The following is a 25737-nucleotide window of genomic DNA, read 5'->3' on the forward strand; positions in this document are numbered from 1 at the left end:
GCGCCGTTTTCGTTTTTAAAAACTCATCCGACTCCGAGGAGACACATCCATGACCGAACGCCCCTGGCTCAGCAGCTACCCGCAAGGCGTGCCCGCCGACATCGACGCGTCGCACTACCCGTCGCTGGTGGCGCTCATGGAGGAGAGCTTCACCAAGTACGCCGACCGCACGGCCTACAGCTTCATGGGCAAGGACGTGAGCTACGGCGAGACCGACAAGCTCAGCAAGGCCTTCGCGGCCTACCTGCAGGGCCTGGGCCTCGTGAAGGGCGACCGCGTCGCCGCGATGATGCCCAACTGCCCGCAGTACCCGATCGCGGTGGCGGCCATCCTGCGCGCCGGCCTGATCCTGGTGAACGTGAACCCGCTGTACACGCCGCGCGAACTCGAGCACCAGCTCAAGGACTCGGGCGCCAAGGCGATCGTCATCATGGAGAACTTCGGCACCACGCTGCAGCAGTGCATCGCGAGCACGCCGATCAAGCACATCGTGCTGGCCTCCATGGGCGACCGGCTCGGCTTCCTGAAGGGCGCGCTGGTCAACTACGTGGTGCGCAACGTCAAGAAGCTGGTGCCGCACTTCAGCCTGCCGGGCGCGGTGCGCTTCAACGATGCGCTCGACAAGGGCGCGGGCGGTTCGCTCAAGCCCGTGGCCACCGGCCCCGACGACGTGGCTGTGCTGCAGTACACCGGCGGCACCACCGGCGTGTCCAAGGGCGCGGTGCTGCTGCATCGCAACGTGATCGCCAACGTGCTGCAGTCCGAGGCCTGGAACGAGCCCGTCATGGCCAAGGTGCCGGCCAACGAGCAGCCCACCAGCGTGTGCGCGCTGCCGCTGTATCACATCTTCGCGTTCACGGTCGGCATGATGCTGAGCATGCGCACGGGCGGCAAGCTGATCCTGATCCCGAACCCGCGCGACATTCCCGGCGTGCTCAAGGAACTGTCGAAGCACACCATCCACAGCTTCCCGGCCGTCAACACGCTGTTCAACGGGCTGGCGAACCACCCCGACTTCAACACCGTCAACTGGAAGAACCTGAAGGTCTCGGTCGGCGGCGGCATGGCGGTGCAGGCCGCGGTGGCCAAGCTCTGGCTCGAGAAGACCGGCTGCCCCATCTGCGAAGGCTACGGCCTCTCGGAAACCTCGCCCTCGACCACCTGCAACCCGACCAACAGCACGGCCTACACCGGCACCATCGGCCTGCCGCTGCCGAGCACCTGGCTCAAGCTGCTCGACGACGACGGCAACGAAGTGCCCACGGGCGAGCGCGGCGAGATCGCCATCAAGGGCCCGCAGGTCATGGCCGGCTACTGGCAGCGCCCCGACGAGACCGCCAAGGTCATGACGCCCGACGGCTACTTCAAGAGCGGCGACATCGGCGTGGTCGACGAGCGCGGCTACTTCAAGGTGGTCGACCGCAAGAAGGACATGATCCTGGTGTCGGGCTTCAACGTGTACCCGAACGAGATCGAGGACGTGGTGGCGATGCTGCCCGGCGTGCTCGAGTGCGCCGCGGTGGGCGTGCCCGACGACAAGACCGGTGAGGCCGTGAAGCTCGTCATCGTCAAGAAGGACGAGTCGCTCACCGAAGCACAGGTGCGCGAGTACTGCCGCGCCAACCTCACGGGCTACAAGCAGCCGCGCGTGATCGAGTTCCGCACCGACATGCCCAAGACCCCGGTGGGCAAGATCCTGCGACGCGAACTGCGGGATAGCAAGAAGTAGTAAGGGTTCCGCCCGGGTGGGGCCGGGGCATCGATCTTGCATATTCGCGGGTCGATGCTCAGATTCATTTACGTTCGCCTAGGCTTGCTCGTGCCGACCTTCATCGGCATGACGCTGCTGGCCTTCTTTCTCATCCGGCTGGTGCCGGGTGACCCCATCGAGACGATGGCCGGCGAGCGCGGGATCGACCCCGCGCGCCACGCCGAACTGCGCACCGCCATGGGCCTGGACAAGCCCTTGCTCGTGCAATACGGCATCTACATCGGCCGCGTGCTGCAGGGCGACCTGGGCAAGTCGCTCATCACGCAGGACACGGTGATGAGCGAGTTCCTCGCGCTCTTTCCGGCCACCGTCGAGCTCGGCGTGTGCGCGATTCTCTTCGCGCTGCTGCTCGGGCTGCCGGCCGGCATTCTCGCGGCGGTGCGGCGCAACTCCATCTTCGACCACGGCGTGATGGCCACGTCGCTCACCGGCTACTCGATGCCGATCTTCTGGTGGGGCCTGCTGCTCATCCTGTTCTTCTCGGTGCAACTGGGCTGGACGCCGGTGTCGGGCCGCATCTCGGTGCAGTACTTCGTCGAACCGCAGACCGGCTTTTTGCTGATCGACGCGCTGCGCGCCGGCGAGACCGAGGCCTTCTGGTCGGCGCTGCATCACCTCATTCTTCCGGCCATCGTGCTGGGCACCGTGCCGCTGGCGGTCATTGCGCGCATGACGCGCTCGGCCATGCTCGAGGTGCTGGGCGAGGACTACATCCGCACCGCGCGCGCCAAGGGCCTGTCGCGTTTTCGCGTGGTGGGCCTGCATGCGCTGCGCAACGCGCTGATCCCGGTCGTCACCGTGATCGGCCTGCAGGTCGGCGTGCTCTTCACCGGCGCGATCCTGACCGAGACCATCTTCTCCTGGCCCGGCGTCGGCAAGTGGCTCATCGAGGCCATCGGCCGGCGCGACTACCCGGTGCTGCAGGGCGGCATGCTGCTGCTGGGCGGCATCGTGATGCTGCTCAACCTGCTGGTGGACATCGCCTACGGCGTCATCAACCCGCGGATCAGGCACTGAGTCGATGACGAGCAACACCCACGCAGTTCCCCCCGGCTCGCAGGCCTCGGCGCCTCCCGGTCCCTGGCGCGAGTTCTGGACCGCTTTCTCGGCGAACCGGGGCGCGGTCATCGGTCTCGTCACCATCGTGGTGCTGCTGCTGGTGGCGCTGTTCGCGCCGTGGATCGCGCCGCACGCACCGAACGAAACCAACGCCGCCGCGTTCCTCAAGCCGCCGGCCTGGCAGGAAGGCGGCTCGTGGACCTACCTGCTGGGCACGGACGCCATCGGGCGCGACATCCTGTCGCGGCTCATGCACGGCGCGCGGCTGTCGCTGTCGATCGGCGTCGCGGTGGTGGCGTTGTCGGTGGTGGTGGGCGTGGTGCTCGGGCTCGTCGCCGGATTCTTTCGCGGCGCGCTGGAGATCGCGATCATGCGGATGATGGACATCATCCTCACGATGCCCAGCCTGCTGATGGCCATCGTGATCGTCGCGATCCTCGGGCCGGGGCTCGTCAACGCCATGCTCGCGGTGGCCATCGTGGTGCTGCCGCACTACGTGCGCATCACGCGCGCCACGGTCATCGCCGAGGTCTCGCGCGACTACGTGACCGCGGCGCGCGTGAGCGGCGCCAGCACGCTGCGCCTGATGTTCCGCGAGGTGCTGCCCAACTGTTCGGCGCCGCTGATCGTACAGGCTTCGCTGGGCGTCTCGACCGCCATCCTCGATGCGGCGGCGCTCGGTTTCATCGGCCTGGGCGCGCAGCCGCCGTCGCCCGAGTGGGGAACGATGCTGGCCGATGCGCGCGAGTTCGTGCTGCGCGCCTGGTGGGTCGTGACCTTTCCGGGGCTCGCCATCCTTGCGGCCGTGCTGGCCTTCAACCTGCTGGGCGACGGGCTGCGCGATGCGCTCGACCCGAAGCTCAAGCGCTGACGCAAAGGAGAGCACAGATGCCTTTGCTGGACATCAAGGACCTGCACGTCGAGTTCCCCACGCAAGGCGGCGTGCTGCACGCCGTCGACGGCGTGAGCCTCACGCTCGAAGAAGGCGAGGTGCTCGGCATCGTCGGCGAATCGGGCTCGGGCAAGAGCGTCACGATGATGGCGCTCATGGGCCTCGTCGGCTTCCCGGGCCGCGTGCGCGCGGACCACATGCGCTTTGCGGGCAAGGACTTGCTCGGCATCTCCGACAAGGCGCGCCGCACGCTGGTCGGCAAGGAGGTCGCGATGATCTTCCAGGAGCCGACCACCAGCCTCAACCCCTGCTTCACCATCGGCTTCCAGCTGATGGAAACGCTGCGCCTGCACCTGAAGCTCGACAAGCGCGAAGCGAAGAAGCGCGCCACCGAGCTGCTGGAGCAGGTGGGCATTCCCGCCGCCTCGTCGCGCCTGGGCAGCTACCCGCACCAGCTCTCGGGCGGCATGAACCAGCGTGTGATGATCGCGATGGCCATCGCCTGCAACCCGCGCCTGCTGATTGCCGACGAGCCGACCACCGCGCTCGACGTGACCATCCAGGCGCAGATCCTCGACCTGCTGCGCGACCTGCAGAAGGAGCGCGGCATGGCGCTCGTGCTCATCACGCACAACATGGGCGTGGTCAGCGAGATGGCGCAGCGCATCGCCGTGATGTACGCGGGGCAGGTGATGGAGCACCAGCGCGTCGACCGCCTGTTCGCATCGCCGCAGCATCCCTACACCGAGGCGCTGCTCGCGGCGCTGCCCGAGCGCGCCGCGCCCGAGGGGCGGCTCGCCACCATCAGCGGCGTGGTGCCCGGCGTGCACGACCGGCCCGCGGGCTGCCTGTTCGCGCCGCGCTGCGGCTACGTCACCGAGCGCGCCTGCCAGGTGCGACCGGCGCTGCGTGCGTGGCAGGGCGCCGAGGTGCGCTGCCACTTTCCGCTCGGCGAGCCGGGTCGCGCCGAAGCCATCGCGCACGACCCGCCGCGCGCGGCCATCGCGGAGGTGCTGCCATGAGCGACGCATCGCCGCCGGAGATCGTCGCCGAGGCGCGCAACCTGCAGCGCACCTACGCCGTGCGGCGAGGGCTGTTCCGCGCGCCGGCGCAGCTGCGCGCCGTGGGCGACATCTCGTTCCGCCTGGAACGCGGGCGCACGCTCGCGGTGGTGGGCGAATCGGGCTGTGGCAAGTCGACGCTCGCGCGCATGGTCGCGCTGATCGAGAAGCCCACCGCCGGGCAGCTGACGCTGATCGGCGCCGATGCCGTGAGTCCGCCGCATGAACGAAAACGCGAGCTGCGCCAGGCGGTGCAGCTGGTGTTCCAGAACCCGTACGGCTCGCTCAACCCGCGCAAGAAGATCTCGGCGGTGCTCGAAGACCCGCTGGCCATCAACACCACGCTGAGCAAGCCGGAGCGCGCCGAGCGCGCGCGCGAGATGCTGGCCCGCGTCGGCCTGCGCCCCGAGTACGCCAACCGCTACCCGCACATGTTCTCGGGCGGCCAGCGCCAGCGCATCGCCATCGCGCGCGCGCTCATGCTGTCGCCGCGCCTGCTGGTGGCCGACGAGCCGGTGTCGGCGCTCGACGTGTCGATCCAGGCGCAGGTGCTGAACCTGCTGGCCGACCTGCAGGCCGAGCTGGGGCTGGCCTACCTCTTCATCTCGCACGACCTGGGCGTGGTGCGCCACATCGCGCACGACGTGCTCGTGATGTACCTCGGCCATGCGGTGGAGCAGGGCCCCAAGTCGCGCATCTTCGCGCGGCCGCTGCATCCGTACACGCAGGCGCTGCTGGCCTCGACGCCGGGCCTGAGCAACCAGCGCATCGTGCTCAAGGGCGAACTGCCGTCGCCGCTGGACCCGCCTTCGGGCTGCGTCTTCAGCACGCGCTGCCCGCACGTGCAGCCGCGCTGCCGCGAGGAGCGCCCCGCGCTGCGCGCGCTCGACGAACGGCTGGTGGCCTGCCACTACGCCGAGCAGTTTCTCGATGGCGCGCCTGTCGTGCGCGCCGATGGTCCCGTGCTCGCCGCGTCCTGAAGAAGAGTGGAGTGGCGATTTTTTCAACCCTGTCTCGAGGAGTCCCCATGACGACCCAGTCCTCCGTTTCGCGCCGCTCACAAAAGCTGGCGCTCCTGGCACCGGCAGCGCTCACGGCCCTTACCCTGGCCTGCGGCGCCGTGTCAGCCAAGACGTTGGTGTACTGCTCCGAAGGAAGCCCGGAAAACTTCTATCCGGGCATGAACACCACCGGCACGTCCTTCGACGTGACCACGCAGGTCTACAACACCATCGTCGAGTTCGAGCGCGGCGGCACCAAGGTGATGCCGGGCCTGGCCGAAAAATGGGACATCTCGGCCGACGGCACCGTGTACACCTTCCACCTGCGCAAGGGCGTGAAGTGGCACACCACGAGCAAGAGCTTCAAGCCCACACGCGACTTCAACGCCGACGACTTCATCTTCATGCTCGAGCGCCAGTGGAAGGAGAGCGACCCCTTCTTCAAGGTCACGAGCCAGAACCACTCCTACTTCAACGACATGGGCATGCCCAAGCTGCTGAAGTCGGTGGACCGCATCGACGACCACACGGTGAAGATCACGCTCAACCAGGCCGAGGCGCCGTTCCTCGCGAACCTGGCGATGCAGTACGCGGGCATCCAGTCGAAGGAATACGCCATCGCGATGCTGAAGGCCGGCACGCCCGAGAAGGTCGACCAGGACCCGGTCGGCACCGGGCCGTTCTACCTCGTGCAGTACCAGAAGGACGCGATCATCCGCTTCAAGGCCTTCCCGCAGTACTGGGGCGGCAAGGCCAAGATCGACGACCTCGTGTTCGCGATCACGCCCGATGCGTCGGTGCGCTGGGCCAAGCTGCAAAAGGGCGAGTGCCACGTCATGCCGTACCCGAACCCGGCCGACCTCGACGCGATCCGCAAGGACCCGAACGTGCAGGTGCTTGAGCAGCCGGGCCTGAACGTGGGCTACCTCTCGTACAACACGACGAAGAAGCCTTTCGACGACGTGCGCGTGCGCAAGGCCATCAACATGGCGATCAACAAGAAGGCCATCATCGACGGCGTGTACCTCACGACCGGCGTGGCCGCGAAGAACCCGATCCCGCCGACGCTGTGGTCCTACAACGATGCCGTGAAGGACGACCCGTACGACCCCGAAGCCGCCAAGAAGCTGCTGGCGCAGGCCGGTTTCCCCGACGGCTTCAGCACCGACCTGTGGGCCATGCCGGTGCAGCGCCCGTACAACCCGAACGCCAAGCGCATCGCCGAGCTGATGCAGGCCGACCTGGCCAAGATCAACGTCAAGGCCGAGATCAAGAGCTTCGAGTGGGGTGAGTACCGCAAGCGCCTGCAGGCCGGCGAGCACCAGATGGGCATGCTGGGCTGGACCGGCGACAACGGCGACCCGGACAACTTCATGTACACGCTGCTGGGCTGCGCCTCGGCCAAGTCGGCCAGCGGCAGCAACATCTCGAAGTTCTGCTACCAGCCGTATGAAGACCTCGTGGTGAAGGCCAAGAGCGCGACCAAGCAGTCGGAGCGCGACGCGCTCTACAAGAAGGCGCAGGTCATCTTCAAGGAGCAGGCGCCGTGGTTCACCATCGCGCACGCGGTGCAGCTGAAGCCGGTGCGCAAGGAAGTCGTCGACTTCAAGCTCAGTCCTTTCGGCCGCCATACGTTCTACGGCGTGGATATCAAGTAAGCCGTGGCTGCTGCGCCCATCGCCATCGTCGCGGCCATGCACGAGGAGCTGAGTGCGCTCCTCGCGCGCATGCCCGACGAGCAGCGCGTGCGCGTGGCCGGCCGCGACTTCTGGGTCGGCCACCTGCAGGGCCAGCCCGTGGTCGCGGTGCTGTCGCGCATCGGCAAGGTCGCGGCGGCGGTCACGGCCACGGTGCTGCTCGAGCGCTTCGGCGTGCGGGCGATCGTGTTCACGGGCGTGGCGGGCGGGCTGGCGCCGGGCGTGAACGTCGGCGACGTGGTCGTGGCGACCGAGCTGCTGCAGCACGACATGGACGCCTCGCCGATCTTTCCGAAGTACGAGGTGCCGCTGATGGGGCGTTCGCGCTTCGCGGCCGATGAGGCCATCGGCGATGCGCTGGCGGCGGTGGCCGAAGGCACGCTGCACGATCCGGTGGGCTTGGTGGGGCAGAAGGCTGTCGATGAATTCCATCTGCGTGCACCGAAGGTGCATCGCGGCCTGCTGATCAGCGGCGACCGTTTCGTGTCGACCACCGCGGAGTGTGGGGCGCTGCAGCGTTCGCTGCCCGACGCACTCGCGGTCGAGATGGAAGGCGCTGCCATGGCGCAGGCCTGCCACGACTACGGCGTGCCCTTCGCGGCGCTGCGGACCATCTCGGACCGCGCCGACGATGCCGCGCACGGCGACTTCACGCGCTTCGTGGCCGAGGTGGCGAGCCGCTACAGCCTCGCGCTCGTCGACGCCTGGCTCGCCTCCCTGCCGCGCGACGCGGCCTGAAGCACCTGCCTACGGTGCGAGCCGGCGCAGTTGCGGCAGGTCGCGCAGCAGCGGCGGGATCGACAGCGCCAGCAGCAGCGCGGCCAGCGGCACGACGCAGATGAAGCCCACGTGCTTGAAGCCCAGCGCGCCCACGGCGCCGCCGAGCACGAACATGGCGACCAGGCCGCCGCAGCGGCGCAGCCGGCTGCGGTCGTGGCGCACCGGCAGCGGCGTGGACGGCGCGCGCCGGTTCCAGTAGAGCATCTTGCCCAGCTCGATCCCCACGTCGGTGATGTTGCCGGTCATGTGGGTGGTGCGCGTGCTGCCGCCCGAGGTCTTCGACGCCACGGCGTTCTGCAGCCCCATGATGAACGACAGCAGCAGCACCGTGAGCGGCACCGCGAACGGCGTGGCCCAGGTCAGCGTGATGGCTCCGGCGAGCCCGAACGGGAACATCAGCGCGGCCTCCAGCAGCAGCGGCAGCGCGTACACGCCATGCAGCCGGTGCTGCCGCGCCCAGTTCACCAGCACCGCGCAGACCGCGGCGCCGCTCACGAACGCCAGGATCGCGCCCAGCGCGTTCAGCAGCAGCGTGAGGTTGCCCCGCACCATGCCGTCCGCCAGCTGCGAGGCGAAGCCGGTCATGTGCGAGGTGTACATGTGCAGCACGAGGAAACCGCCCGCATTGATGGCGCCGGCGTTGAAGGCCAGCAGCAGTCCGAGCGCGGTGTTCGTCGACGGCGCGCGGTGGCGGTTGGTGAGAAAACGAAGTCTGCGCACGGGGCTCTCCAGGTCAGCTGCCTGCCGGCAGCCACTCTAGCACCCAGTACAGCGACTACTTGAGCCAGCCGCGCCGGCGGAAGTACCACATCGGCACCAGCGCGCTCGCGGCCATCAGCGCGATGGCGTAGGGGTAGCCCATGGCCCAGTCGAGCTCGGGCATGAACTTGAAGTTCATGCCGTAGATGCTCGCGATCAGCGTGGGCGGCAGCAGCGCGACGCTGGCCACCGAGAAGATCTTGATGGTCTTGTTCTGGTTGATGTTGATGAAACCGACGGTCGCATCCATCAGGAAGTTGATCTTGTCGAAGAGGAAGGCCGTGTGGTTGTCCAGCGATTCGATGTCGCGCAGGATCTGCCGCGCCTCCTCGAACTGCTCGGCGTTGAGCATCTTGCTGCGCATCATGAAGCTCACGGCGCGGCGCGTGTCCATCACGTTGCGGCGGATGCGGCCGTTCAAGTCTTCCTGCCGCGCGATGGCGCCCAGCACCTCGCCGGCCAGCTCGTCGCTCACGTTGCCCGAGAGCACCTTCTTGCCCGCCACCTCGAGCTCGTCGTAGATGTTCTCCAGCGTGTCGGCCGAGTATTCGGCGTCGGCGTCGAAGAGCTTGAGCATCACTTCCTTGGCGTCTTCGATCAGCCCCGGTGCGCGGCGTGCGCGCATGCGCAGGAGGCGGAACACGGGCACGTCTTCGTCGTGGATCGAGAACAGCACGCCGCGGCTGCGCAGGTCGGTGTTGTGCTGGTTGAGGATGAAGGCGACGCGCACCGTGCGCGGGTCTTCGTCGTCGTCGATCAAAAAGTCGGAGCGGATGTGCAGTTCGCCGTTGTCTTCCTCGTAGAAGCGCGCCGATTCCTCGATGTCCTCGTCCATCGCGTCTTCGGGAATCGAGAGGCCGTAGTACTGCTTGATCCAGCGCTTTTCCTCGAGCGTGGGCGACTCGAGGTCGACCCAGATCGGCTGGAACTTGGAGAGCTCTTCGAGCGACTCGATCTCTTCCTGGACGAGGCGGCCGTTGGCGAGCGTAAAGATGTTGAGCATGGGCTCACTCCCGGGGGTGACTGAACGATGGGCGAGGGCGGGGCGCTTTCAATTCCCGCGGACCCGGCGTCAGTACATCACGCGCAGCGTCGCCAGGGAGTTGAAAGCTGCCGAGACGGGGCGGTTTCCAAGGGGAGTCTCCGGTTGCAGCGAGGCGCGATTATGTCACCGGCCACAGGGCGACAAGGCACGCGAACTGGACGGACATACAGTAAAGTCGTGCCCATGCAGACCCCTGCGTCCCCCGTTCTTTCCACCCCGCCGAAGACGCAAGCCGAGCGCCTGGCCGCGGCGCTCGCCGCGCTCAACGACGACCAGCGCGCGGCGGTCGAGCACGGCGTGGGCGCGGCGGTCGGCGCCGACCACCGGCCGCTGCTCGTGATCGCCGGCGCCGGCTCGGGCAAGACCAGCACGCTGGCGCACCGCGTGGCGCACCTCATCGCGGACGGGGTCGATCCGCAGCGGCTGCTGCTGCTCACCTTCTCGCGCCGCGCCGCGCAGGAAATGGAGCGCCGCGCGGGCCAGGTGCTGGCGCGCGTGCTGGGCCTGAAGTCGGAGCGCCCGCCCGCGCTGCCGTGGGCCGGCACCTTCCACGGCATCGGCGCGCGGCTGCTGCGCGAATACGCCGCGCAGATCGGGCTGGACGAGAGCTTCACCATCCACGACCGCGGCGACGCCGAAGACCTCATGGGGCTGGTGCGGCATGAGCTGGGCCTGTCGTCCACGGTCAACCGCTTCCCGCGCAAGGGCACCTGCCTGTCGATCTACTCGCGCTGCGTGAACACGCGCGCGCCGCTGGCCGCCGTGCTGAAAGACAGCTTTCCCTGGTGCGCCGAGTGGGAGGCCCAGCTCAAGACGCTGTTCGGCGCCTACGTCGAGGCCAAGCAGCAGCAGAACGTGCTCGACTACGACGACCTCTTGCTCTACTGGGCCGAGATGGTCGCCGAGCCCGCGCTGGCCGCGCACGTCGGCGCGCGCTTCGACCACGTGCTGGTCGACGAGTACCAGGACACCAACCTGCTGCAGGCCGAGATCCTGCGCGCGATGAAGCCCGACGGGCGCGGCGTGACGGTGGTGGGCGATGACGCGCAGTCGATCTACTCGTTCCGCGGCGCCACGGTGCGCAACATCCTCGACTTTCCCTCGCAGTTCTCGCAGGCCGCGCGCATCGTCACGCTGGAGCGCAACTACCGCTCGACGCAGCCGATCCTCGACGTGTCGAACCGCGTCATCGCGCAAGCCGCCGAGCGGCACGCCAAGACGCTGTGGACCGACAAGCCCTCGGCCGGCAAGCCGGTGCTGGTGCTCGTGCCCGACGAGGCCGGGCAGGCGCGCTGGGTGGCCGACAAGATCCTCGCGCACCGCGAAGGCGGGCTGGCGCTGAAGTCGCAGGCGGTGCTGTTTCGCACCTCGTCGCACAGCGCGGCGCTCGAGCTGGAACTGGCGCGGCGCAACATCCCGTTCGTCAAGTTCGGCGGGCTCAAGTTCCTCGAGGCCTCGCATGTGAAGGACCTGCTCGCGGTGCTGCGCTTTGCGCAGAACCCGCGCGGGCGCATGGCGGGCTTCCGGGTCACGCAGCTCATTCCGGGCGTGGGCCCGGCCACCGGCACGCGCCTGCTCGACGCGATGGACCAGGCGGCCGACCCGGCCGCGGCCGTGCGCGACTTCGTGCCGCCGTCGGCCGCGCGTGAACAGTGGGCCGACTTCGCCCAGGCCTACGCCGCCTTGCGCGCGCCGTCACTGCAGTGGCCGGCCGACGTGGAGGTGGCGATGCAGTGGTACCAGCCGCACCTGGAGCGGCTGTACGAAGACACTTCGGGCGTGCGGCGTGCCGACGTCGAACAGCTGGCGCGGCTGGCGGCCGGCTATGGCTCGCGCGAGCGCTTTCTCACCGAGCTCACGCTCGATCCGCCCGAGGCCACCAGCGACCGGCCCGGCCCGCCCTCGCTCGACGAGGACTACCTGATCCTGTCGACCATCCATTCGGCCAAGGGCCAGGAGTGGAACTCGGTGCACGTCATCAATGTGGTCGACGGCTGCATGCCGGCCGACGTGGCGCAGGGCGCGCACGAGCTGGAAGAAGAACGGCGCCTGCTCTACGTGGCGATGACGCGGGCCCGCGATCACCTGCACCTGGTGATGCCGCAGCGCTTCCACATCACGCAGCAGGCGGCGCGTGGCGACCGGCACCTGTACGCCAACCGCACCCGCTTCATCACCGAGTCCGACCTGGCGGGCTTCGAACTGCAGACCTGGCCGCCGCCGCCGGTGTTGCCGCCCGCGGTGCCGCCGCCGGCCGCGGTGATCGACCTGCGCAACCGCATGCGCGCCGCCTGGCGCTGAACGGGCCGGCCCTTCGGGCGGGAGGGTCACTGCGCGCTGCACATGGAAACACTTGCTTCCAATGTGCCGCAACGGCATGCCACTGCACGGGGACAGCTATGGAATCAATAGCGGATTAGGGCATGCAATACACCGGCCCGTCACTCGGGCAAGCCCCGGTATTGCAATACCGTGACAGCTTGGGCATAGTGAATCCGACCGCCCCCTTTCTCCATCTCCCTTCCTCTTCTCTCCCTCTCTCCCAACCTCACCTGTTTCGCCGGCCACGCTTCATCCCGGAGCGCGGTCATTTCCCCAACCGTCAATTCTCAGGAGGTCATTCATGAATTTGACGATCAGCGGTCATCACCTCGACGTCACACCTGCCTTGCGCACCTACGTCACGAGCAAGCTGGACCGGATCACGCGACATTTCGACCAGGTGGTCGATGTCAAGGTGATCCTCACGGTGGAAAAGCAGAAGGAAAAGGAACGCCGCCAAAGGGCGGAGTGCAACATTCACGTCAAGGGCAATGACATGTTCGCGGAATCGAGCCACGCTGATCTGTACGCCGCGGTTGATGAGCTGGTCGACAAGCTCGACCGCCAGGTGGTCCGCCACAAGGATCGCCTGCAGGACCACCATCACGTGGCGCCCAAGCGCGTGATGTAAACGCCGGGCCCCGCGCCCCGCATCCCAGGCCGCCTTCGGGCGGCCTTTTGTTTGTCCGACCACATTGGTGGGGCTTTGCAAGGGCCTCCAGAGGAAGCGACGCCTCACGGCAACACATGTAGACGAAAGTAATTAGGGGGACTGGGGGTTTTTACCGAGGAGGTGCATAATCGCCCCCGCTCTGACCCCACCATGAATCGCCTCGCGTCCATCCTGCCGCCCGCTCAAGTGCTCGTGAGCGTTGACGCCACCAGCAAGAAACGTGCTTTCGAAGAAGCCGGCCTGCTGTTCGAGAGCCTTCACGGTCTGGGCCGTGCCCTCATCACCGACAGCCTGTTTGCGCGCGAGCGCCTCGGCTCCACCGGTCTGGGCCACGGCGTCGCCATTCCCCATGGCCGCATCAAGGGCCTCAAGGCACCGATGGCCGCGGTGTTCCAGCTGGCGAATCCCATCGGCTTCGACGCTCCCGACGAGCAGCCCGTGGCGCTGCTGATCTTCCTGCTGGTGCCCGAAGCGGCCACGCAGAAGCACCTCGAAATCCTGTCTGAAATCGCCGAGCTGCTGAGCGACGCCGGCCTGCGCGAGCAGATCAAGTCCAGCACCGACGCCGCCGCGCTGCACGGCCTCATCGCCGGCTGGCAGTCGACCCAGGTCGCCTGAGCGCCCGTGCCGGGCCTGCCGCTGCTGCTGATAAGCTGCGGCGACGCTTTTCTCTCCCTCCATCCTGACCAGAATGCCGGCGTCTCGCGCCGGCCGCCGCACGCATGAAGCCGACCGTCATCAGCGCCGATGCCATGTTCGAGGAGTTCCGCGGGTCGCTCCGCTGGGAATGGCTTGCGGGCCTGGGCGCCTCGGAGCGCCAGTTCGACCCCGACGTCATCAGCCGCGCGCAGTCGGCCGCCGACCTGGTCGGCTACCTGAACTACATCCACCCGTACCGCGTGCAGATCCTCGGCGCGCGCGAGGTGGCCTACCTCACGCGCGGCAGCAAGGAAGACTGCGTGCGCCGCATCGGGCGCATCGTCACGCTGGAGCCGCCGATGCTGGTGCTGGCCGACGGCCAGGCCGCGCCCGACGAGCTGCTGTCGATCTGCGAACGCGCCCAGCTGCCGCTGTTTGCCACGCGCGAGTCGTCGGCCTTCGTGATCGACCTGCTGCGCGCCTACCTGTCCAAGCACTTCGCCGAGCGCACCTCGATGCATGGCGTGTTCATGGACATCCTGGGCATGGGCGTGATGATCACGGGCGAGTCGGGCCTCGGTAAAAGCGAGCTCGGCCTGGAGCTGATCTCGCGCGGCAACGGCCTGGTGGCCGACGACGCGGTCGACCTGTACCGCATCAACCAGAACACCATCGAGGGCCGCTGCCCCGACCTGCTGCTGAACCTGCTGGAGGTGCGCGGCATCGGCCTGCTGGACATCCGCGCGATCTTCGGTGAGACGGCGGTGCGCCGGAAGATGCGGCTGAAGCTCATCGTGCACCTCGTGCGGCGCGACAGCTTCGAGCGCGACTACGAGCGCATGCCCTCGGCGCCGCTCACGCAGGACGTGCTGGGCATCCCGGTGCGCAAGGTCATCATCCAGGTGGTGGCGGGGCGCAACATCGCCGTGCTGGTGGAAGCCGCAGTGCGCAACTCGATCCTGCAGCTGCGCGGCATCGACACCTATGCCGACTTCGTGGCGCGCCACCACAAGGCGATGGAGAGCGGGCGCGATCCGGACTGAGCAAAGAAAAAAGCCCTTCAAAGTGAAGGGCCGCTTTCTGCTTCAGCAGGTCTTCAGCGTCAGCGCTTCTTGACGCAGTCGCCGCACAGGCCGTACAGCGACATGGCGTGGTCCTGCAGGACCCAGCCCTTGTCCTTGGCGATCATCTGCTGGCGCCGCTCGATCTCGGCGTCGTAGAACTCCTCGACCTTGCCGCACGAGGTGCAGACCAGGTGGTCGTGGTGCGTGCCTTCGTTCAGTTCGTAGACCGCCTTGCCGCTTTCGAAGTGGCTGCGTTCGAGGATGCCGGCCTGCTCGAACTGCGTGAGCACGCGGTACACGGTGGCCAGGCCGATGTCGGAGTGTTCGTTGAGCAGCACGCGGAAGACGTCTTCCGCGGTCATGTGCCGCTGGCTGCCGGTCTGGAAGATCTCGAGGATCTTCAGTCGCGGCAAGGTGGCCTTGAGGCCGGTGTTCTTGAGTTCGTCGATGTTGGCCATGATGGTTCCTGCGCCCTGGGCTGAGGCCGGGCCTTCAGGCTCGGCCGCTACAATGTTCGATCATATCGCTACCCCCTCTTCTCCCATGCCTGCCATCCTCCAACGCCGGCCCTGGTTGCTGGTTGCTGCCATTGCGGCGACGCTCGCCCTCGGTGCCTGCAGCGGTTTCAGCGAACGCACGCGTGGCGCGCTGTCTGCCGTCACCCCCTACAAAGTCGAAGTGGTGCAGGGCAATTTCGTGTCGAAGGAACAGGTCGCGGCACTCAAGCCCGGCATGTCGCGCCAGCAGGTGCGCGAGATCCTCGGCACCTCGCTGCTGAACGACGTCTTCCACGCCAATCGCTGGGACTACGTCTTCACGATCCGCCGCCAGGGCGTCGATCCCCAGGAGCGCCGCCTGACCGTGTTCTTCAACGGCGAACTCATGGACCGCTTCGAGGGCGACGAAATGCCCAGCGAAGAAGAATTCGTCGCCACGCTCGACACCCGCCGCAAGAGCGGCAAGGTGCCGCAGCTCGAGGCCACCGAAGAAGAGCTCAAGAAATTCGCGCCCAAGGCCGACAAGAAAGCCGACACCACCGGCACCCCGGCAGCCCCCATGCCCGCGCTGCCGGCCGCCTACCCCCCGCTCGAAGCCGCGCGCTGAGCGTGCGCGGCACGGGCTCCGGCGGCGGCCACCCCTCCTGCGGGCGGTGCCCGCCGGACCGGTGGGGCGGCTTTCGTCGGTGTCCATGGCTCCCGTAGGGACTTTTCAACGACCGAATCCCCGTGACTGAACCGACCACCACCCCCACCTCCGATTCTTCTTCCTCCGCTCCCGCGCTGCGCCGGGTGGCGATCGCCGGCGCCTCGGGCCGCATGGGCCACATGCTCATCGAAGCCGTGCGCAACGCGCCCGACTGCCGCCTGGCCGGCGCGCTCGACATCGCAGGCAGCGCCGCCCTCGGCGCCGATGCCGCGGCCTTCCTGGGCTTCACCAGCGGCGTGCCCATCGTGGCCGACCTGCGCACCGGCCTGCAGGACGCGCAGGTGCTCATCGACTTCACCCGCCCCGAAGGCACGATGGCGCACCTGGCCGTGTGCCGCGAGCTGGGCGTGCAGGCCGTGATCGGCACCACCGGCTTCAGCGATGCGCAGAAGGCCGAGATCGCCGAGATCGCCAAAGACATCGCCATCATGATGGCGCCCAACATGAGCGTGGGCGTCAACGTCACGCTCAAGCTGCTCGACATGGCCGCCCGCGCCATGGCCACCGGCTACGACATCGAGATCGTCGAGGCCCACCACCGCTTCAAGGTCGACGCGCCCTCGGGCACCGCGCTCAAGATGGGCGAGGTGATCGCCGACGCGCTGGGCCGCGACCTCAAGGACTGCGCCGTGTACGGCCGCGAAGGCATCACGGGCGAGCGCGACCCGTCGACCATCGGCTTCGCCACCATCCGCGGCGGCGACATCGTGGGCGACCACACCGTGCTGTTCGCGGGCATCGGCGAGCGCATCGAAATCTCCCACAAGTCGTCCAGCCGCGTGACCTACGCGCAGGGCGCGCTGCGTGCGGTGCGCTTCCTGAGCGGCCAGCGCAGCGGCCTGTTCGACATGTTCGACGTACTCGGCCTGCGTTAAGCCAGGCGCACCACAACCAAGGACGCGAATGAGCGTGCTCGAACTGCTGACCCACGGTGACGGCGTCAGCCGTTCGGTGGCCGCGCTGCTGCTCGCGATGTCGATCGCCAGCTGGGTCGTGATCCTCTGGAAAGCCTGGCTGTTGCGCGGCGGCACGCGCGACGTGCTGCGCAGCATCGCGGCGTTCTGGCAGTCGGCCACCCTGGTCGAGGCCGAGCAGAAGCTGCAGGCCTTCGACCGCGCCGAACTCGTGCGCCCCGCCGTGGCCGCGCTGCGCCAGGCCGCCACCGAAGCCCCCGGCGGCACGCTGGGCGCCACGGTCGACCGCAACCAGCGCCTCACGCGCGTGCTGCGCGGTGCGCTGCACGGCGCGCTGCGGCGCCTGCAGGCCGGGCAGATCCTGCTGGCCACCGTGGGCGCCACCGCGCCCTTCGTCGGCCTGCTCGGCACTGTCTGGGGCATCTACGGCGCACTCGCGGGCATCGCGGGCCAGACCGGCGGTTTCACCATCGACAAGGTGGCCGGGCCGGTCGGCGAGGCGCTCGTCATGACGGCCTTCGGCCTCGCGGTCGCCATTCCGGCCGTGCTGGCCTACAACGTGTTCGGCCGTGTGGTGGGCCGTGTCGAGGCCGAGCTCGAAGGCTTCGCGCACGATCTGCTCGGCAGCTTCGGCGAAGCGCCGGCACCCGCCGCACCGCCGCCGGCGCGGCCGATGCCCGTTTAAGGCGCCACGCACACCATGGCCTTCGGACGCACCTCACTGGGCAGCAGCGCCGCAGGCGGCGGGCGGGCCATGGGCGCGGGCGGGCAGCGGCCGCTGTCCGACATCAACGTCACGCCGCTGGTCGACGTGATGCTGGTGCTGCTGGTGATCTTCATCATCACTGCGCCGCTGATGGCCAGCTCGATCAAGCTCGACCTGCCGCAGACCGACGCGGGCCAGCCCAACGACACGCCGAAGTTCGTGAGCCTGTCGGTCGATGCCTCGGGCAAGGTCTTCCTGAACGACAAGCCCGTGACCGACGACGAGCTGACCGCCCAGCTCGAAAAAGCCGCCGCCGACAGCAAGGACACCGAGGTGCAATTGCGCGCCGACCAGACCGTGCCCTACGGCAAGGTGGTGGCGCTCATGGGCATCGCGAACAAGGCCGGGCTGAGCCGCATCGGCTTCGTGACCGAGGCCGAAGCGGCGCCCGCCAAACCGCGCTGACCTTGCGGGCCCGGCCCGCTCGCCTCAGCCGAGCACCACGGGCTTCGTGTGCCAGATCTCGTGGGCGTACTCCGCGATCGTCCGGTCCGACGAGAACGCCCCCATTCCCGCCACGTTGAGGATCGCCATGCGCGTCCACGCCTCCGCATCGCGGTACAGCGCATCGACCTCGGCCTGCTTCGCGACATAGCTCGCGTAGTCGGCCAGCAGCAGGTAATGGTCGCCCCAGTTCACGAGCGCGTCGTAGATGCCCTGGTAGCGCGCCGGCTCGCCCGGCGAGAACGCGCCGTCGCGGACCGCGTCGAGCACGCGCTTGAGTTCGGCGTTCTCCTCGTAGATCTCGCGCGGCTGGTAGCCGCGGGCGCGGATGTCGGCCACTTCGGGCGTGGTGTGGCCGAAGATGAAGATGTTCTCGGGGCCGACGTTCTCGCGCATCTCGACATTGGCGCCATCGAGCGTGCCGATGGTGAGCGCGCCGTTGAGCGCGAACTTCATGTTGCCTGTGCCCGAGGCTTCCGTGCCCGCGGTGGAAATCTGCTCCGACAGGTCGGCCGCCGGCATGATGATCTCGGCCAGGCTCACGCTGTAGTTCGGCAGGAACACCACCTTCAGCAGCTTGCCCACGCGCGCGTCGGCGTTCACGGTGGCCGCCACGTCGTTGATGAGCCGGATCACCTGCTTGGCCATCGCATAGGCCGAGGCCGCCTTGCCCGCGAACACGACCACGCGCGGCACGATGTCGGCCGGCGTGCCGCTGGCCTGCGCATCGAGGATGCGGTGATACCGCGCGACGACGTGCAGCACGTTGAGCAGCTGCCGCTTGTACTCATGGATGCGCTTGACCTGCACGTCGAACATCGCGTCGGTGTCCAGGTCGAGCTTCAGATGCTCGCCGACCCAGTTGGCCAACCGCAGCTTGTTCTCGCGCTTGGCATGGCGAAAGGCGCGCACGAAGGCGGGCTGCGCGACCATCGGGCGCAATGCTTCGAGCTGCGACAGGTCGCGCCGCCAGCCCTTGCCGATGCGCTGGTCGAGCAGCGCGGCCAGCGGCGGGTTGGCCTGCGCGAGCCAGCGGCGCGGCGTGACGCCGTTGGTCTTGTTGTTGAAGCGCTCGGGAAAGATCTTCGCGAAGTCGGCAAAGATCGACTGCTTCATCAGCTCCGAGTGCAACCCCGACACGCCGTTCACCGAATGGCTCGCGAGCACCGCCACGTAGGCCATGCGCACGCGGCGCTCGCCGGTCTCGTCGATCAGCGAGAGGCGGCGCACCAGCTCGACGTCCTGGCCGTGCGTCTGCGTCACGGCGGCCAGGAACTTCGCGTTGATGTCGTACAGGATCTGCAGGTGGCGCGGCAGGATGCGCCCGAGCATCTCGACCGGCCAGGTTTCCAGGGCCTCGTGCATCAGCGTGTGGTTGGTGTAGCTGAACACCTTCTGCGTGTGGCCCCAGGCCACGTCCCACGCCAGGCCGTGCTCGTCGAGCAGCAGGCGCATGAGCTCGGGCACGGCGAGCACCGGGTGCGTGTCGTTCAGGTGGATGCTGACTTTTTCCGACAGCTGGTCGAAGCTCGTGTGGTTGCGCAGGTAGCGGCGCAGCAGGTCTTGCACGCTGGCGCTGCAGAAGAAGTATTCCTGGTGCAGCCGCAGCTCGCGGCCCGAGGGCGTGGAGTCGTCGGGGTAGAGCACGCGCGAGACGTTCTCGGAGTGGTTCTTGCTCTCCACCGCCGCCATGTAGTTGCCGCGGTTGAAGGCCGACAGGTCGATCTCCTCGGTGGCGCGCGCCGACCACAGCCGCAAGGTGTTGGTGGCCTGCGTGCCGTAGCCGGGAATGATGGTGTCGTAGGCCACGGCCAGCACGTCGTGCGTGTCGACCCAGTCGGCCGCGCCGTAGGGCGCGTTCTTGCCTTCGCGCTTTTGCACGTGGCCGCCGAAGCGCACGCGGTAGTTCACCTCGGGCCGCTGGAACTCCCACGGGTTGCCGCGCGTGAGCCAGTAGTCGGGCGTTTCGACCTGCTGGCCGTCGACGATGCGCTGGCGGAACATGCCGTACTCGTAGCGGATGCCGTAGCCCATGCCGGGCACGCCGAGTGTGGCCATCGAATCGAGGAAGCAGGCCGCGAGCCGTCCGAGGCCGCCGTTGCCGAGCGCCGCATCGGGCTCGCGCTCGGCCAGCGCCGCCATGTCGACGCCGAAGTCGGCCAGCGCCTCGCGCACGGTGCTGTACAGGTCGACGGCGAGCAGCGCGTTGGTGAAGGTGCGCCCGATGAGGAACTCCATCGAGAGGTAATACACGCGCTTGAGGTCCTGCGCGTAGTTGGCGCGCGTGGTCGTCATCCAGCGCTCGACAAGCTGGTCGCGCACGGCCAGCGCGGTGGCGTGCAGCCAGTCGTCGGGACTGGCTGCCACGGGGTCCTTGCCGACGGCGTAGATCAGCTTGTTGGCCACCGCGCGCTTGAAGGCGGCAACGTCGCGGTCGGGGTGGTCGTAGGCGAAGTCCTTGATCGTCATGGGGGGCGTTCCCGGAGTGGGTGGTGGGGTGTGGGGCGGGGGCTTCAGGCCAGCGCCCGTTGGTACACATCGATGTACTGCGCGGCCGCCGTGCCCCAGTCGGCCGGGCGCCGCATGGCGTTGCCGCGCACGCGGCGCCAGTCGGCGGCGCGCTCGTACAGCGCGAAGGCGCGGCGCAGGGCGCGGTCGTAGTCGGCGTCCTCGAAGCGGTCGAACACGAAGCCGGTGGCGGCGCCGCTGGCCATGTCTTCCAGCGTGCAGTCGACGACGGTGTCGGCCAGCCCGCCGACGCGGCGCACCAGCGGCAGGCTGCCGTACTTCAGGCCGTACATCTGCGTGAGGCCGCAGGGCTCGAACAGCGAAGGCACGATCGTCACGTCGCCCGCGCCGAAGAGCTGGTGCGCCAGCGTCTCGTCGTAGCCGATGGTGACGCTCACCGAGGTGGGCGCCGCCGCCGCGCGCTGGCGGAAGGCCTCTTCGAGCCAGCCTTCGCCGCTGCCCAGCAGCGCGAGCTGGCCGCCTTGGGCCAAGAGCGTGTCGAGGCCGCCGAGCACGAGGTGCAGGCCCTTCTGTTCGGTGAGCCGGCTCACCACGATGAACAGCGGCGCGTCGGGACGCTCGGCCAGCCCCAGCTGGCGCTGCAGCACCGACTTGCAGCGCGCCTTGCCGGCCATGTGGCGGCCCTCGGGCGTCTGGTAGCCCTGCACCAGCGCGGCGTCGGTGGACGGGTTCCAGACCTGGTCGTCGACCGCGTTGAGGATGCCGCTGAGCACGTTGCTGCGCTGGCGCAGCAGGCCGTCGAGGCCGCAGCCCTGCTCGGGCGTCTGGATCTCCAGTGCGTAGGTCGGGCTCACGGTGGTGAGCTGGTCGGCGAAGTACAGGCCCCCCTTCATGAAGGAGATCTGGCCGTGGTACTCCAGCCCGTTCATGTGGAAGGCCGGCGCTGGCAGCCCGAGTTCGGCGAAGTGCCAGGGCGCGAACACGCCCTGGTAGGCCAGGTTGTGCACCGTGAACACGCTGCCCGTGCGTGGGCCGCCCGCGCGCCGCGCGAAGGCCAGGTAGGCGGGCGCGAGCGCCGCGTGCCAGTCGTGCGCGTGCACGATGTCGGGTCGCCAGCCGGGGTCGAGGCCCTGCGCGAGCTGCGCCGCCGCCCAGCCCAGCAGCGCGAAGCGCCGGTGGTTGTCGCTGTAGGGCTGGCGCGTGGTGTCTTCGTACGGATTGCCGGGTCGGTCGTAGAGCGCGGGTGCATCGATCACGTAGGTGGGAATCGGCGGCGCGCCGGCGATGGCGACGTGCCCGGCGCGCAGGCCGAAGCGCTCGCCCCAGGGCGCGGTGAACTCGGCCACCGGCACCAGGTCGCGCACGCCGGCCACGATGGCGGGAAAGCCCGGCAGCAGCGCGCGCGCCTCCTGCCCCGCGGCCATGAGGGCCAGGGGCAGGGCGCCGGCGATGTCCGCCAGGCCGCCGGTCTTCAGGAGGGGAAACAGCTCGGCGCTGACCTGGAGGATGCGCATGGTGGTGCGGTCGATCAGGCAGCGGCCGCGGGTGCGGGGTCCGGCGCGAGCCGCTTGAGCATTTCGCGCGTGACCAGCACCACGCCCGTTTCCGTGCGCTCGAAGCGCGCGGCGTCGGCCTCGGCGTCTTCGCCGATCACCGTGTCGTCGGGGATCACGCAGCCGCGGTCGATCACCACGCGGTTCAGCCGGCAGCCGCGGCCCACTTCCACATCGGGCAGCAGCACGGCTTCGTTGATCTCGCAGAAGGAGTGGATGCGCACGCCCGAGAACAGCACCGCGCTGCTGATCTTCGAGCCCGAAACGATGCAGCCGCCCGAGACGATGGTGTTGACCGTCATGCCGTGCTTGCCCTCGCGGTCGAGCACGAACTTGGCCGGCGGCAGCTGCCGCTGGTAGGTCCAGATGGGCCAGTCCGTGTCATAGATGTCGAGCTCCGGGGTGATCGAGGCCAGGTCGAGGTTGGCTGCCCAGAATGCATCAATCGTGCCCACGTCGCGCCAGTAGGCCTTGGCATCGGGCCCGCGCGAGGCGCGCGTGACGCAGGACATGCTGAACGGATGCGCCAGCGCGCGGCCCTCGGCCACGGCGCGCGGGATGATGTCCTTGCCGAAGTCGTGGCTCGAGTCGGGGTTGGCGTTGTCTTCCTCGAGCAGCCGGTACAGGTAGGCCGAGTCGAAGATGTAGATGCCCATGCTGGCCAGCGCCAGGTCGGGGTGGCCGGGCATGGCGGGCGGATCGGCCGGCTTCTCGAGGAAGCTGGTGATCTGGCGGCCGTCGTCCACCGCCATCACGCCGAAGGCCGTGGCCTCCATGCGCGGCACCTCGATGCAGCCGACCGTACAGCCCAGGCCGCGCTCGGCGTGGTCCTTGAGCATGATGGAGTAGTCCATCTTGTAGATGTGGTCGCCGGCCAGCACCACCACGTAGTCGTGCGGCGTGGAGCGGGTGCTGATGATGTCCAGGTTCTGGAACACCGCGTCGGCCGTGCCGCGGTACCAGTGCTCGTCGCCCATGCGCTGCTGCGCGGGCAGCACGTCGACCATCTCGTTGAGCTCGGCGCGCAGGAAGCTCCAGCCGCGCTGCAGGTGGCGCATGAGCGAGTGCGACTTGTACTGCGTGACCACCGCCATGCGCCGGATGCCGGAGTTCAGGCAGTTGGACAGCGCGAAGTCGATGATGCGGAACTTGCCGCCGAAGTACACGGCCGGCTTGGCGCGCCGGTCGGTGAGCTGCTTGAGGCGGGAGCCCCGGCCGCCGGCCAGCACCAGCGCGATGGTGCGGCGGACCAGTTGATGGGCCTGCAGGGGCGCCTGCGGGGCTTGTGCGCCCTGGGTGTTGAGCTTGTCCATCTGTGTCTCCGTTCGTTCGTTCGCTTGTTGAGTTCGTCGTCGTCTTCAGAGTGTCCGCACCGAGTCTGGCACTGCGCCGTGGGCTTGGCTCCTACGTTCTTGCAAGCCAGAGGCTCGAAACCGGCACCTGCGCCGTGCGGCCCAGCGGGCGGGACGCGGTGCGCAGGTCGTCGGGGTCTTCGGCATCGGTGGCCAGGCAGCAGCGCCAGTCGCCATTCGGCAACGTGAAGCTGACGGGGCCCGGGCCCGCATTCACCAGCACCAGCCAGGCACCTTCGGCCTGCCCGAAAAGGATCGCAAGGGCCGTGCCTGCGTGCCAGTCGGCCGGCGCCATCGGCTGGCCGTCGGGGCGCAGCCAGCGCAGGCCCGGGGGGGCGTCGTCGGCCGGCGGCTCGGCCGGCCACCAGCGCGCGCTGCGCAGCGCCGGCGCCTCGCGGCGCAGGGCGGTGAGCCGCGCGACGAACGCAGTCAGGCGCGCGCGTTCGCTGGCCGGGTCGGACAGCCCGATCCAGCCGAGCCAGGTGGTCTCGTTGTCCTGGCAGTAGGCGTTGTTGTTGCCGCCCTGGCTGTGGCCGAGCTCGTCGCCGGCCAGCAGCATCGGCGTGCCTTGGGACAGCAGCAGCGTGACGAGCAGCGTGCGCTGCAGGCGCGCGCGCATCGTGCGCACGGCGGGGTCGTCGCTCGGGCCTTCGACACCGCAGTGGGTGCTCAGGTTGTTCGCATGGCCGTCGCGGTTGTCTTCGCCGTTGGCGAGGTTGTGGCGCTGCTCGTAGCTCACGAGGTCGCGCAGCGTGAAGCCGTCGTGCGCGGTGATGAAGTTGACGCTCGCGGTCGGCGCGCGGCCGTCGTGCGCGAAGCTCGCGCTGGAGGCCGTGAAGCGGTGCGCGAAGTCGCCCAGGCCGGCGGCGCCCTCGCGCCCCTGGCGCAGCCAGAAGCCGCGTTGCGTGTCGCGGAAGCGGTCGTTCCATTCGAGCCAGCCGGGCGGGAACTCGCCGAGCCGGTAGCCGCCGGGACCGAGGTCCCAGGGCTCGGCGATGCGCAGCGTGCGCGACAGCACCGGGTCTTGTGCCATCGCCGCGAAGAAGGGCGCGCGCGCATCGAAGCCGCGCTGCGCGTCGCGGCCCAGCACCGGGGCGAGGTCGAAGCGGAACCCGTCGACGCCCATCTCGCAGGCCCAGAAGCGCAGGCTGTCCATCACGAGTTGCAGCACGCGCGGCTCGCCGAGGTTGAGGCAGTTGCCCGTGCCGGCCCAGTTCTCGTACAGGGCGCGGTCGTCCGGGCGCAGGTGGTAGTACAGGGCGTTGTCGATGCCGCGCAGCGAGAGCGTGGGGCCGAGTTCGTCGCTTTCGGCGCTGTGGTTGTAGACCACGTCGATCACCAGTTCCATGCCGCGCGCATGCACCGCATCGGCCATGGCGCGGAATTCGCTGGCAGGCGTGGTGCCGGGGCGGCCGCTCCAGAAGCGCGCCTCGGGGGCGAACCAGCCGATGGTGTTGTAGCCCCAGTGGTTGGTCAGGCCCTTGGCGAGCAGGCGCTGTTCGTCGGCGCGGTGCTGTACGGGCATGAGGCTGAGGGTGGTGATGCCCAGGCGTTGCAGGTGGTCGAGGATGGCGGGTTCTGCGAGGCCGGCGTAGGTGCCTCTTAGCGGTTCGGGAACGCCTGGGTGCTGGTGGGTGAGGCTGCGGATGTGCAGCTCGTACAGGACGCGGTCTGTGGGGGGGATGTGGGCCTGGCCTGTTGTTTGGGGTGTGTTGCTGGGCGCTGTTACGCGGGCTTTGAGTGCTATCGGGGCGTTGTCTCGGGTGTCGCGTTGGGTTGGGTTTGTGGGGGCGTGGCCTAGGAAGAGATCGCTGCCGTTGTAGTGGCCTAGGATTTCTCGGGCGTAAGGGTCGAGGAGGAGCTTGGCGGGGTTGAAGCGCTGTCCTTCTTTTGGGGACCAGGGGCCGTGGACTCGGTAGCCGTAGATCAGGCCGGGGCGGGCGGTGGGGAGGTGGCCGTGCCAGATGCCGTCTGTGCACTCTGGGAGCGGTAGGCGCTGTTGTTCGCTTTTGCCTGTGCTGTCGAAGAGGCAGAGTTCTACTTTGGTTGCTGTTGGCGCTGTGATAGCGAAGTTGACGCCTTGTTGTGATGGCGTTGCGCCTAAGGGGAGGGGATGGCCTGGGCTCAGCATGCTTTGACTCCCCGGCGGTGTTTGCTTTCCGAGGCCGGGACTCGCCCCGGCGGGCGACTTACTTTCTTTTGCTTCGCTAAAAGAAAGTAAGCAAAGAAAAGGCGACCCCACTGTCTGCGACCCTTCGCTTCGCTACGGG

General features: G+C 68.3%; 22 protein-coding genes. 15 read left to right on the forward strand and 7 right to left on the reverse strand.

The genetic code is table 11. The features are described 5' to 3' along the window. Positions 1-49: 49 nt before the first annotated feature. The 7 genes from AC1RAD_RS01340 to AC1RAD_RS01370 are packed head-to-tail and all read left to right on the forward strand — an operon-like array spanning position 50 to position 8219. The gene (locus AC1RAD_RS01340) at positions 50-1729 is read left to right on the forward strand and encodes a long-chain-fatty-acid--CoA ligase (protein WP_070063399.1); all 1680 of its coding nucleotides are present in this window, start codon (positions 50-52) and stop codon (positions 1727-1729) included. A gap of 54 nt (positions 1730-1783) precedes the next feature. Then, positions 1784-2788 (forward strand): ABC transporter permease subunit, encoded by a 1005-nt coding sequence (locus AC1RAD_RS01345; RefSeq protein ID WP_492733506.1) that lies wholly within the window; start codon positions 1784-1786, stop codon positions 2786-2788. A 4-nt stretch (positions 2789-2792) separates the two neighbouring features. Continuing rightward, positions 2793-3701: an ABC transporter permease subunit gene (locus AC1RAD_RS01350; protein ID WP_095949747.1), complete on the forward strand. Its 909-nt coding sequence runs from the start codon at positions 2793-2795 to the stop codon at positions 3699-3701. Positions 3702-3718: 17 nt separating this feature from the next. After that, complete coding sequence (locus AC1RAD_RS01355; protein WP_492733508.1) at positions 3719-4744, forward strand: ABC transporter ATP-binding protein; 1026 nt, start codon at positions 3719-3721, stop codon at positions 4742-4744. Next, positions 4741-5763, forward strand: a complete 1023-nt coding sequence (locus tag AC1RAD_RS01360; RefSeq protein ID WP_492733510.1) for a peptide ABC transporter ATP-binding protein — start codon at positions 4741-4743, stop codon at positions 5761-5763. Before AC1RAD_RS01355 ends, AC1RAD_RS01360 begins: the two co-directional genes overlap by 4 nt. A 47-nt stretch (positions 5764-5810) precedes the next feature. Beyond that, a complete protein-coding gene (locus AC1RAD_RS01365) occupies positions 5811-7442 on the forward strand; it encodes an ABC transporter substrate-binding protein (RefSeq protein ID WP_095743302.1) in 1632 nt (543 codons plus the stop codon). Positions 7443-7478: 36 nt separating this feature from the next. Then, on the forward strand, positions 7479-8219 hold the full coding sequence (locus AC1RAD_RS01370; RefSeq protein WP_492734537.1) for a 5'-methylthioadenosine/adenosylhomocysteine nucleosidase: 741 nt from the start codon (positions 7479-7481) through the stop codon (positions 8217-8219). Between the two features lie 9 nt (positions 8220-8228). Here AC1RAD_RS01370 and AC1RAD_RS01375 read toward each other — a convergent pair whose 3' ends face one another. Next, positions 8229-8981, reverse strand: coding sequence for a YoaK family protein (locus AC1RAD_RS01375; RefSeq protein WP_492733513.1), 753 nt, complete (start codon positions 8979-8981; stop codon positions 8229-8231). Positions 8982-9036: 55 nt separating this feature from the next. Beyond that, on the reverse strand, positions 9037-10023 hold the full coding sequence (corA, locus tag AC1RAD_RS01380) for a magnesium/cobalt transporter CorA (RefSeq protein ID WP_056584267.1): 987 nt from the start codon (positions 10021-10023) through the stop codon (positions 9037-9039). A 225-nt stretch (positions 10024-10248) separates the two neighbouring features. Here corA and AC1RAD_RS01385 point away from each other — a divergent pair, with 225 nt between their 5' ends. From AC1RAD_RS01385 to hprK, 4 genes are all read left to right on the forward strand, one after another. Further along, entirely contained in the window at positions 10249-12366 is a 2118-nt protein-coding gene (locus AC1RAD_RS01385) for an ATP-dependent helicase (RefSeq protein ID WP_492733515.1), read from the forward strand. Positions 12367-12688: 322 nt separating this feature from the next. Next, positions 12689-13018 carry a ribosome hibernation-promoting factor, HPF/YfiA family gene (gene hpf, locus AC1RAD_RS01390; RefSeq protein ID WP_013538898.1) on the forward strand — a complete coding sequence of 110 codons (330 nt, stop codon included), beginning with the start codon at positions 12689-12691 and terminating at the stop codon, positions 13016-13018. Between the two features lie 192 nt (positions 13019-13210). Further along, entirely contained in the window at positions 13211-13678 is a 468-nt protein-coding gene (locus tag AC1RAD_RS01395) for a PTS sugar transporter subunit IIA (RefSeq protein WP_042581318.1), read from the forward strand. 104 nt (positions 13679-13782) lie between these two features. Beyond that, positions 13783-14742 carry an HPr(Ser) kinase/phosphatase gene (hprK, locus tag AC1RAD_RS01400; RefSeq protein WP_062481041.1) on the forward strand — a complete coding sequence of 320 codons (960 nt, stop codon included), beginning with the start codon at positions 13783-13785 and terminating at the stop codon, positions 14740-14742. Between the two features lie 59 nt (positions 14743-14801). Here hprK and fur read toward each other — a convergent pair whose 3' ends face one another. Continuing rightward, positions 14802-15221: a ferric iron uptake transcriptional regulator gene (fur, locus tag AC1RAD_RS01405; protein ID WP_062481042.1), complete on the reverse strand. Its 420-nt coding sequence runs from the start codon at positions 15219-15221 to the stop codon at positions 14802-14804. An 85-nt stretch (positions 15222-15306) separates the two neighbouring features. Here fur and AC1RAD_RS01410 point away from each other — a divergent pair, with 85 nt between their 5' ends. From AC1RAD_RS01410 to AC1RAD_RS01425, 4 genes are all read left to right on the forward strand, one after another. Next, on the forward strand, positions 15307-15867 hold the full coding sequence (locus AC1RAD_RS01410; protein WP_062481043.1) for an outer membrane protein assembly factor BamE: 561 nt from the start codon (positions 15307-15309) through the stop codon (positions 15865-15867). A 176-nt stretch (positions 15868-16043) separates the two neighbouring features. Further along, the gene (gene dapB, locus AC1RAD_RS01415; protein WP_492734538.1) at positions 16044-16844 is read left to right on the forward strand and encodes a 4-hydroxy-tetrahydrodipicolinate reductase; all 801 of its coding nucleotides are present in this window, start codon (positions 16044-16046) and stop codon (positions 16842-16844) included. Positions 16845-16872: 28 nt separating this feature from the next. Further along, positions 16873-17568, forward strand: coding sequence for a MotA/TolQ/ExbB proton channel family protein (locus AC1RAD_RS01420; RefSeq protein WP_095743304.1), 696 nt, complete (start codon positions 16873-16875; stop codon positions 17566-17568). A gap of 15 nt (positions 17569-17583) precedes the next feature. Continuing rightward, on the forward strand, positions 17584-18054 hold the full coding sequence (locus AC1RAD_RS01425; protein WP_095743305.1) for an ExbD/TolR family protein: 471 nt from the start codon (positions 17584-17586) through the stop codon (positions 18052-18054). Between the two features lie 24 nt (positions 18055-18078). On the opposite strand, the gene AC1RAD_RS01430 is transcribed toward AC1RAD_RS01425, so the two are convergent. The 4 genes from AC1RAD_RS01430 to glgX form a co-directional block, all read right to left on the reverse strand. Then, positions 18079-20562, reverse strand: a complete 2484-nt coding sequence (locus AC1RAD_RS01430) for a glycogen/starch/alpha-glucan phosphorylase (RefSeq protein WP_492733517.1) — start codon at positions 20560-20562, stop codon at positions 18079-18081. A 44-nt stretch (positions 20563-20606) separates the two neighbouring features. After that, positions 20607-22076, reverse strand: coding sequence for a glycogen synthase GlgA (gene glgA / locus AC1RAD_RS01435; RefSeq protein ID WP_492733519.1), 1470 nt, complete (start codon positions 22074-22076; stop codon positions 20607-20609). 14 nt (positions 22077-22090) lie between these two features. Further along, on the reverse strand, positions 22091-23428 hold the full coding sequence (glgC, locus tag AC1RAD_RS01440) for a glucose-1-phosphate adenylyltransferase (RefSeq protein WP_492733521.1): 1338 nt from the start codon (positions 23426-23428) through the stop codon (positions 22091-22093). Between the two features lie 91 nt (positions 23429-23519). Next, a complete protein-coding gene (gene glgX / locus AC1RAD_RS01445; protein WP_492733523.1) occupies positions 23520-25598 on the reverse strand; it encodes a glycogen debranching protein GlgX in 2079 nt (692 codons plus the stop codon). Positions 25599-25737 lie beyond the last annotated feature (139 nt).

Source organism: Variovorax sp. GW823-FHT04B03, from assembly GCF_058796495.1.

Bases quoted from the DNA above. Each gene is read 5' to 3' on its own strand.
- AC1RAD_RS01345 (WP_492733506.1), top strand. From the start codon at position 1,784: ATGCTCAGATTCATTTACGTTCGCCTAGGCTTGCTCGTGCCGACCTTC.
- AC1RAD_RS01365 (WP_095743302.1), top strand. From the start codon at position 5,811: ATGACGACCCAGTCCTCCGTTTCGCGCCGCTCACAAAAGCTGGCGCTC.
- AC1RAD_RS01355 (WP_492733508.1), top strand. From the start codon at position 3,719: ATGCCTTTGCTGGACATCAAGGACCTGCACGTCGAGTTCCCCACGCAA.
- AC1RAD_RS01420 (WP_095743304.1), top strand. From the start codon at position 16,873: ATGAGCGTGCTCGAACTGCTGACCCACGGTGACGGCGTCAGCCGTTCG.
- glgC (WP_492733521.1), bottom strand. From the start codon at position 23,428: ATGGACAAGCTCAACACCCAGGGCGCACAAGCCCCGCAGGCGCCCCTG.
- AC1RAD_RS01370 (WP_492734537.1), top strand. From the start codon at position 7,479: ATGCACGAGGAGCTGAGTGCGCTCCTCGCGCGCATGCCCGACGAGCAG.
- AC1RAD_RS01430 (WP_492733517.1), bottom strand. From the start codon at position 20,562: ATGACGATCAAGGACTTCGCCTACGACCACCCCGACCGCGACGTTGCC.
- fur (WP_062481042.1), bottom strand. From the start codon at position 15,221: ATGGCCAACATCGACGAACTCAAGAACACCGGCCTCAAGGCCACCTTG.
- AC1RAD_RS01360 (WP_492733510.1), top strand. From the start codon at position 4,741: ATGAGCGACGCATCGCCGCCGGAGATCGTCGCCGAGGCGCGCAACCTG.
- glgX (WP_492733523.1), bottom strand. From the start codon at position 25,598: ATGCTGAGCCCAGGCCATCCCCTCCCCTTAGGCGCAACGCCATCACAA.
- AC1RAD_RS01350 (WP_095949747.1), top strand. From the start codon at position 2,793: ATGACGAGCAACACCCACGCAGTTCCCCCCGGCTCGCAGGCCTCGGCG.
- AC1RAD_RS01395 (WP_042581318.1), top strand. From the start codon at position 13,211: ATGAATCGCCTCGCGTCCATCCTGCCGCCCGCTCAAGTGCTCGTGAGC.
- AC1RAD_RS01425 (WP_095743305.1), top strand. From the start codon at position 17,584: ATGGCCTTCGGACGCACCTCACTGGGCAGCAGCGCCGCAGGCGGCGGG.
- AC1RAD_RS01340 (WP_070063399.1), top strand. From the start codon at position 50: ATGACCGAACGCCCCTGGCTCAGCAGCTACCCGCAAGGCGTGCCCGCC.
- AC1RAD_RS01410 (WP_062481043.1), top strand. From the start codon at position 15,307: ATGCCTGCCATCCTCCAACGCCGGCCCTGGTTGCTGGTTGCTGCCATT.
- glgA (WP_492733519.1), bottom strand. From the start codon at position 22,076: ATGCGCATCCTCCAGGTCAGCGCCGAGCTGTTTCCCCTCCTGAAGACC.
- hprK (WP_062481041.1), top strand. From the start codon at position 13,783: ATGAAGCCGACCGTCATCAGCGCCGATGCCATGTTCGAGGAGTTCCGC.
- AC1RAD_RS01385 (WP_492733515.1), top strand. From the start codon at position 10,249: ATGCAGACCCCTGCGTCCCCCGTTCTTTCCACCCCGCCGAAGACGCAA.
- corA (WP_056584267.1), bottom strand. From the start codon at position 10,023: ATGCTCAACATCTTTACGCTCGCCAACGGCCGCCTCGTCCAGGAAGAG.
- hpf (WP_013538898.1), top strand. From the start codon at position 12,689: ATGAATTTGACGATCAGCGGTCATCACCTCGACGTCACACCTGCCTTG.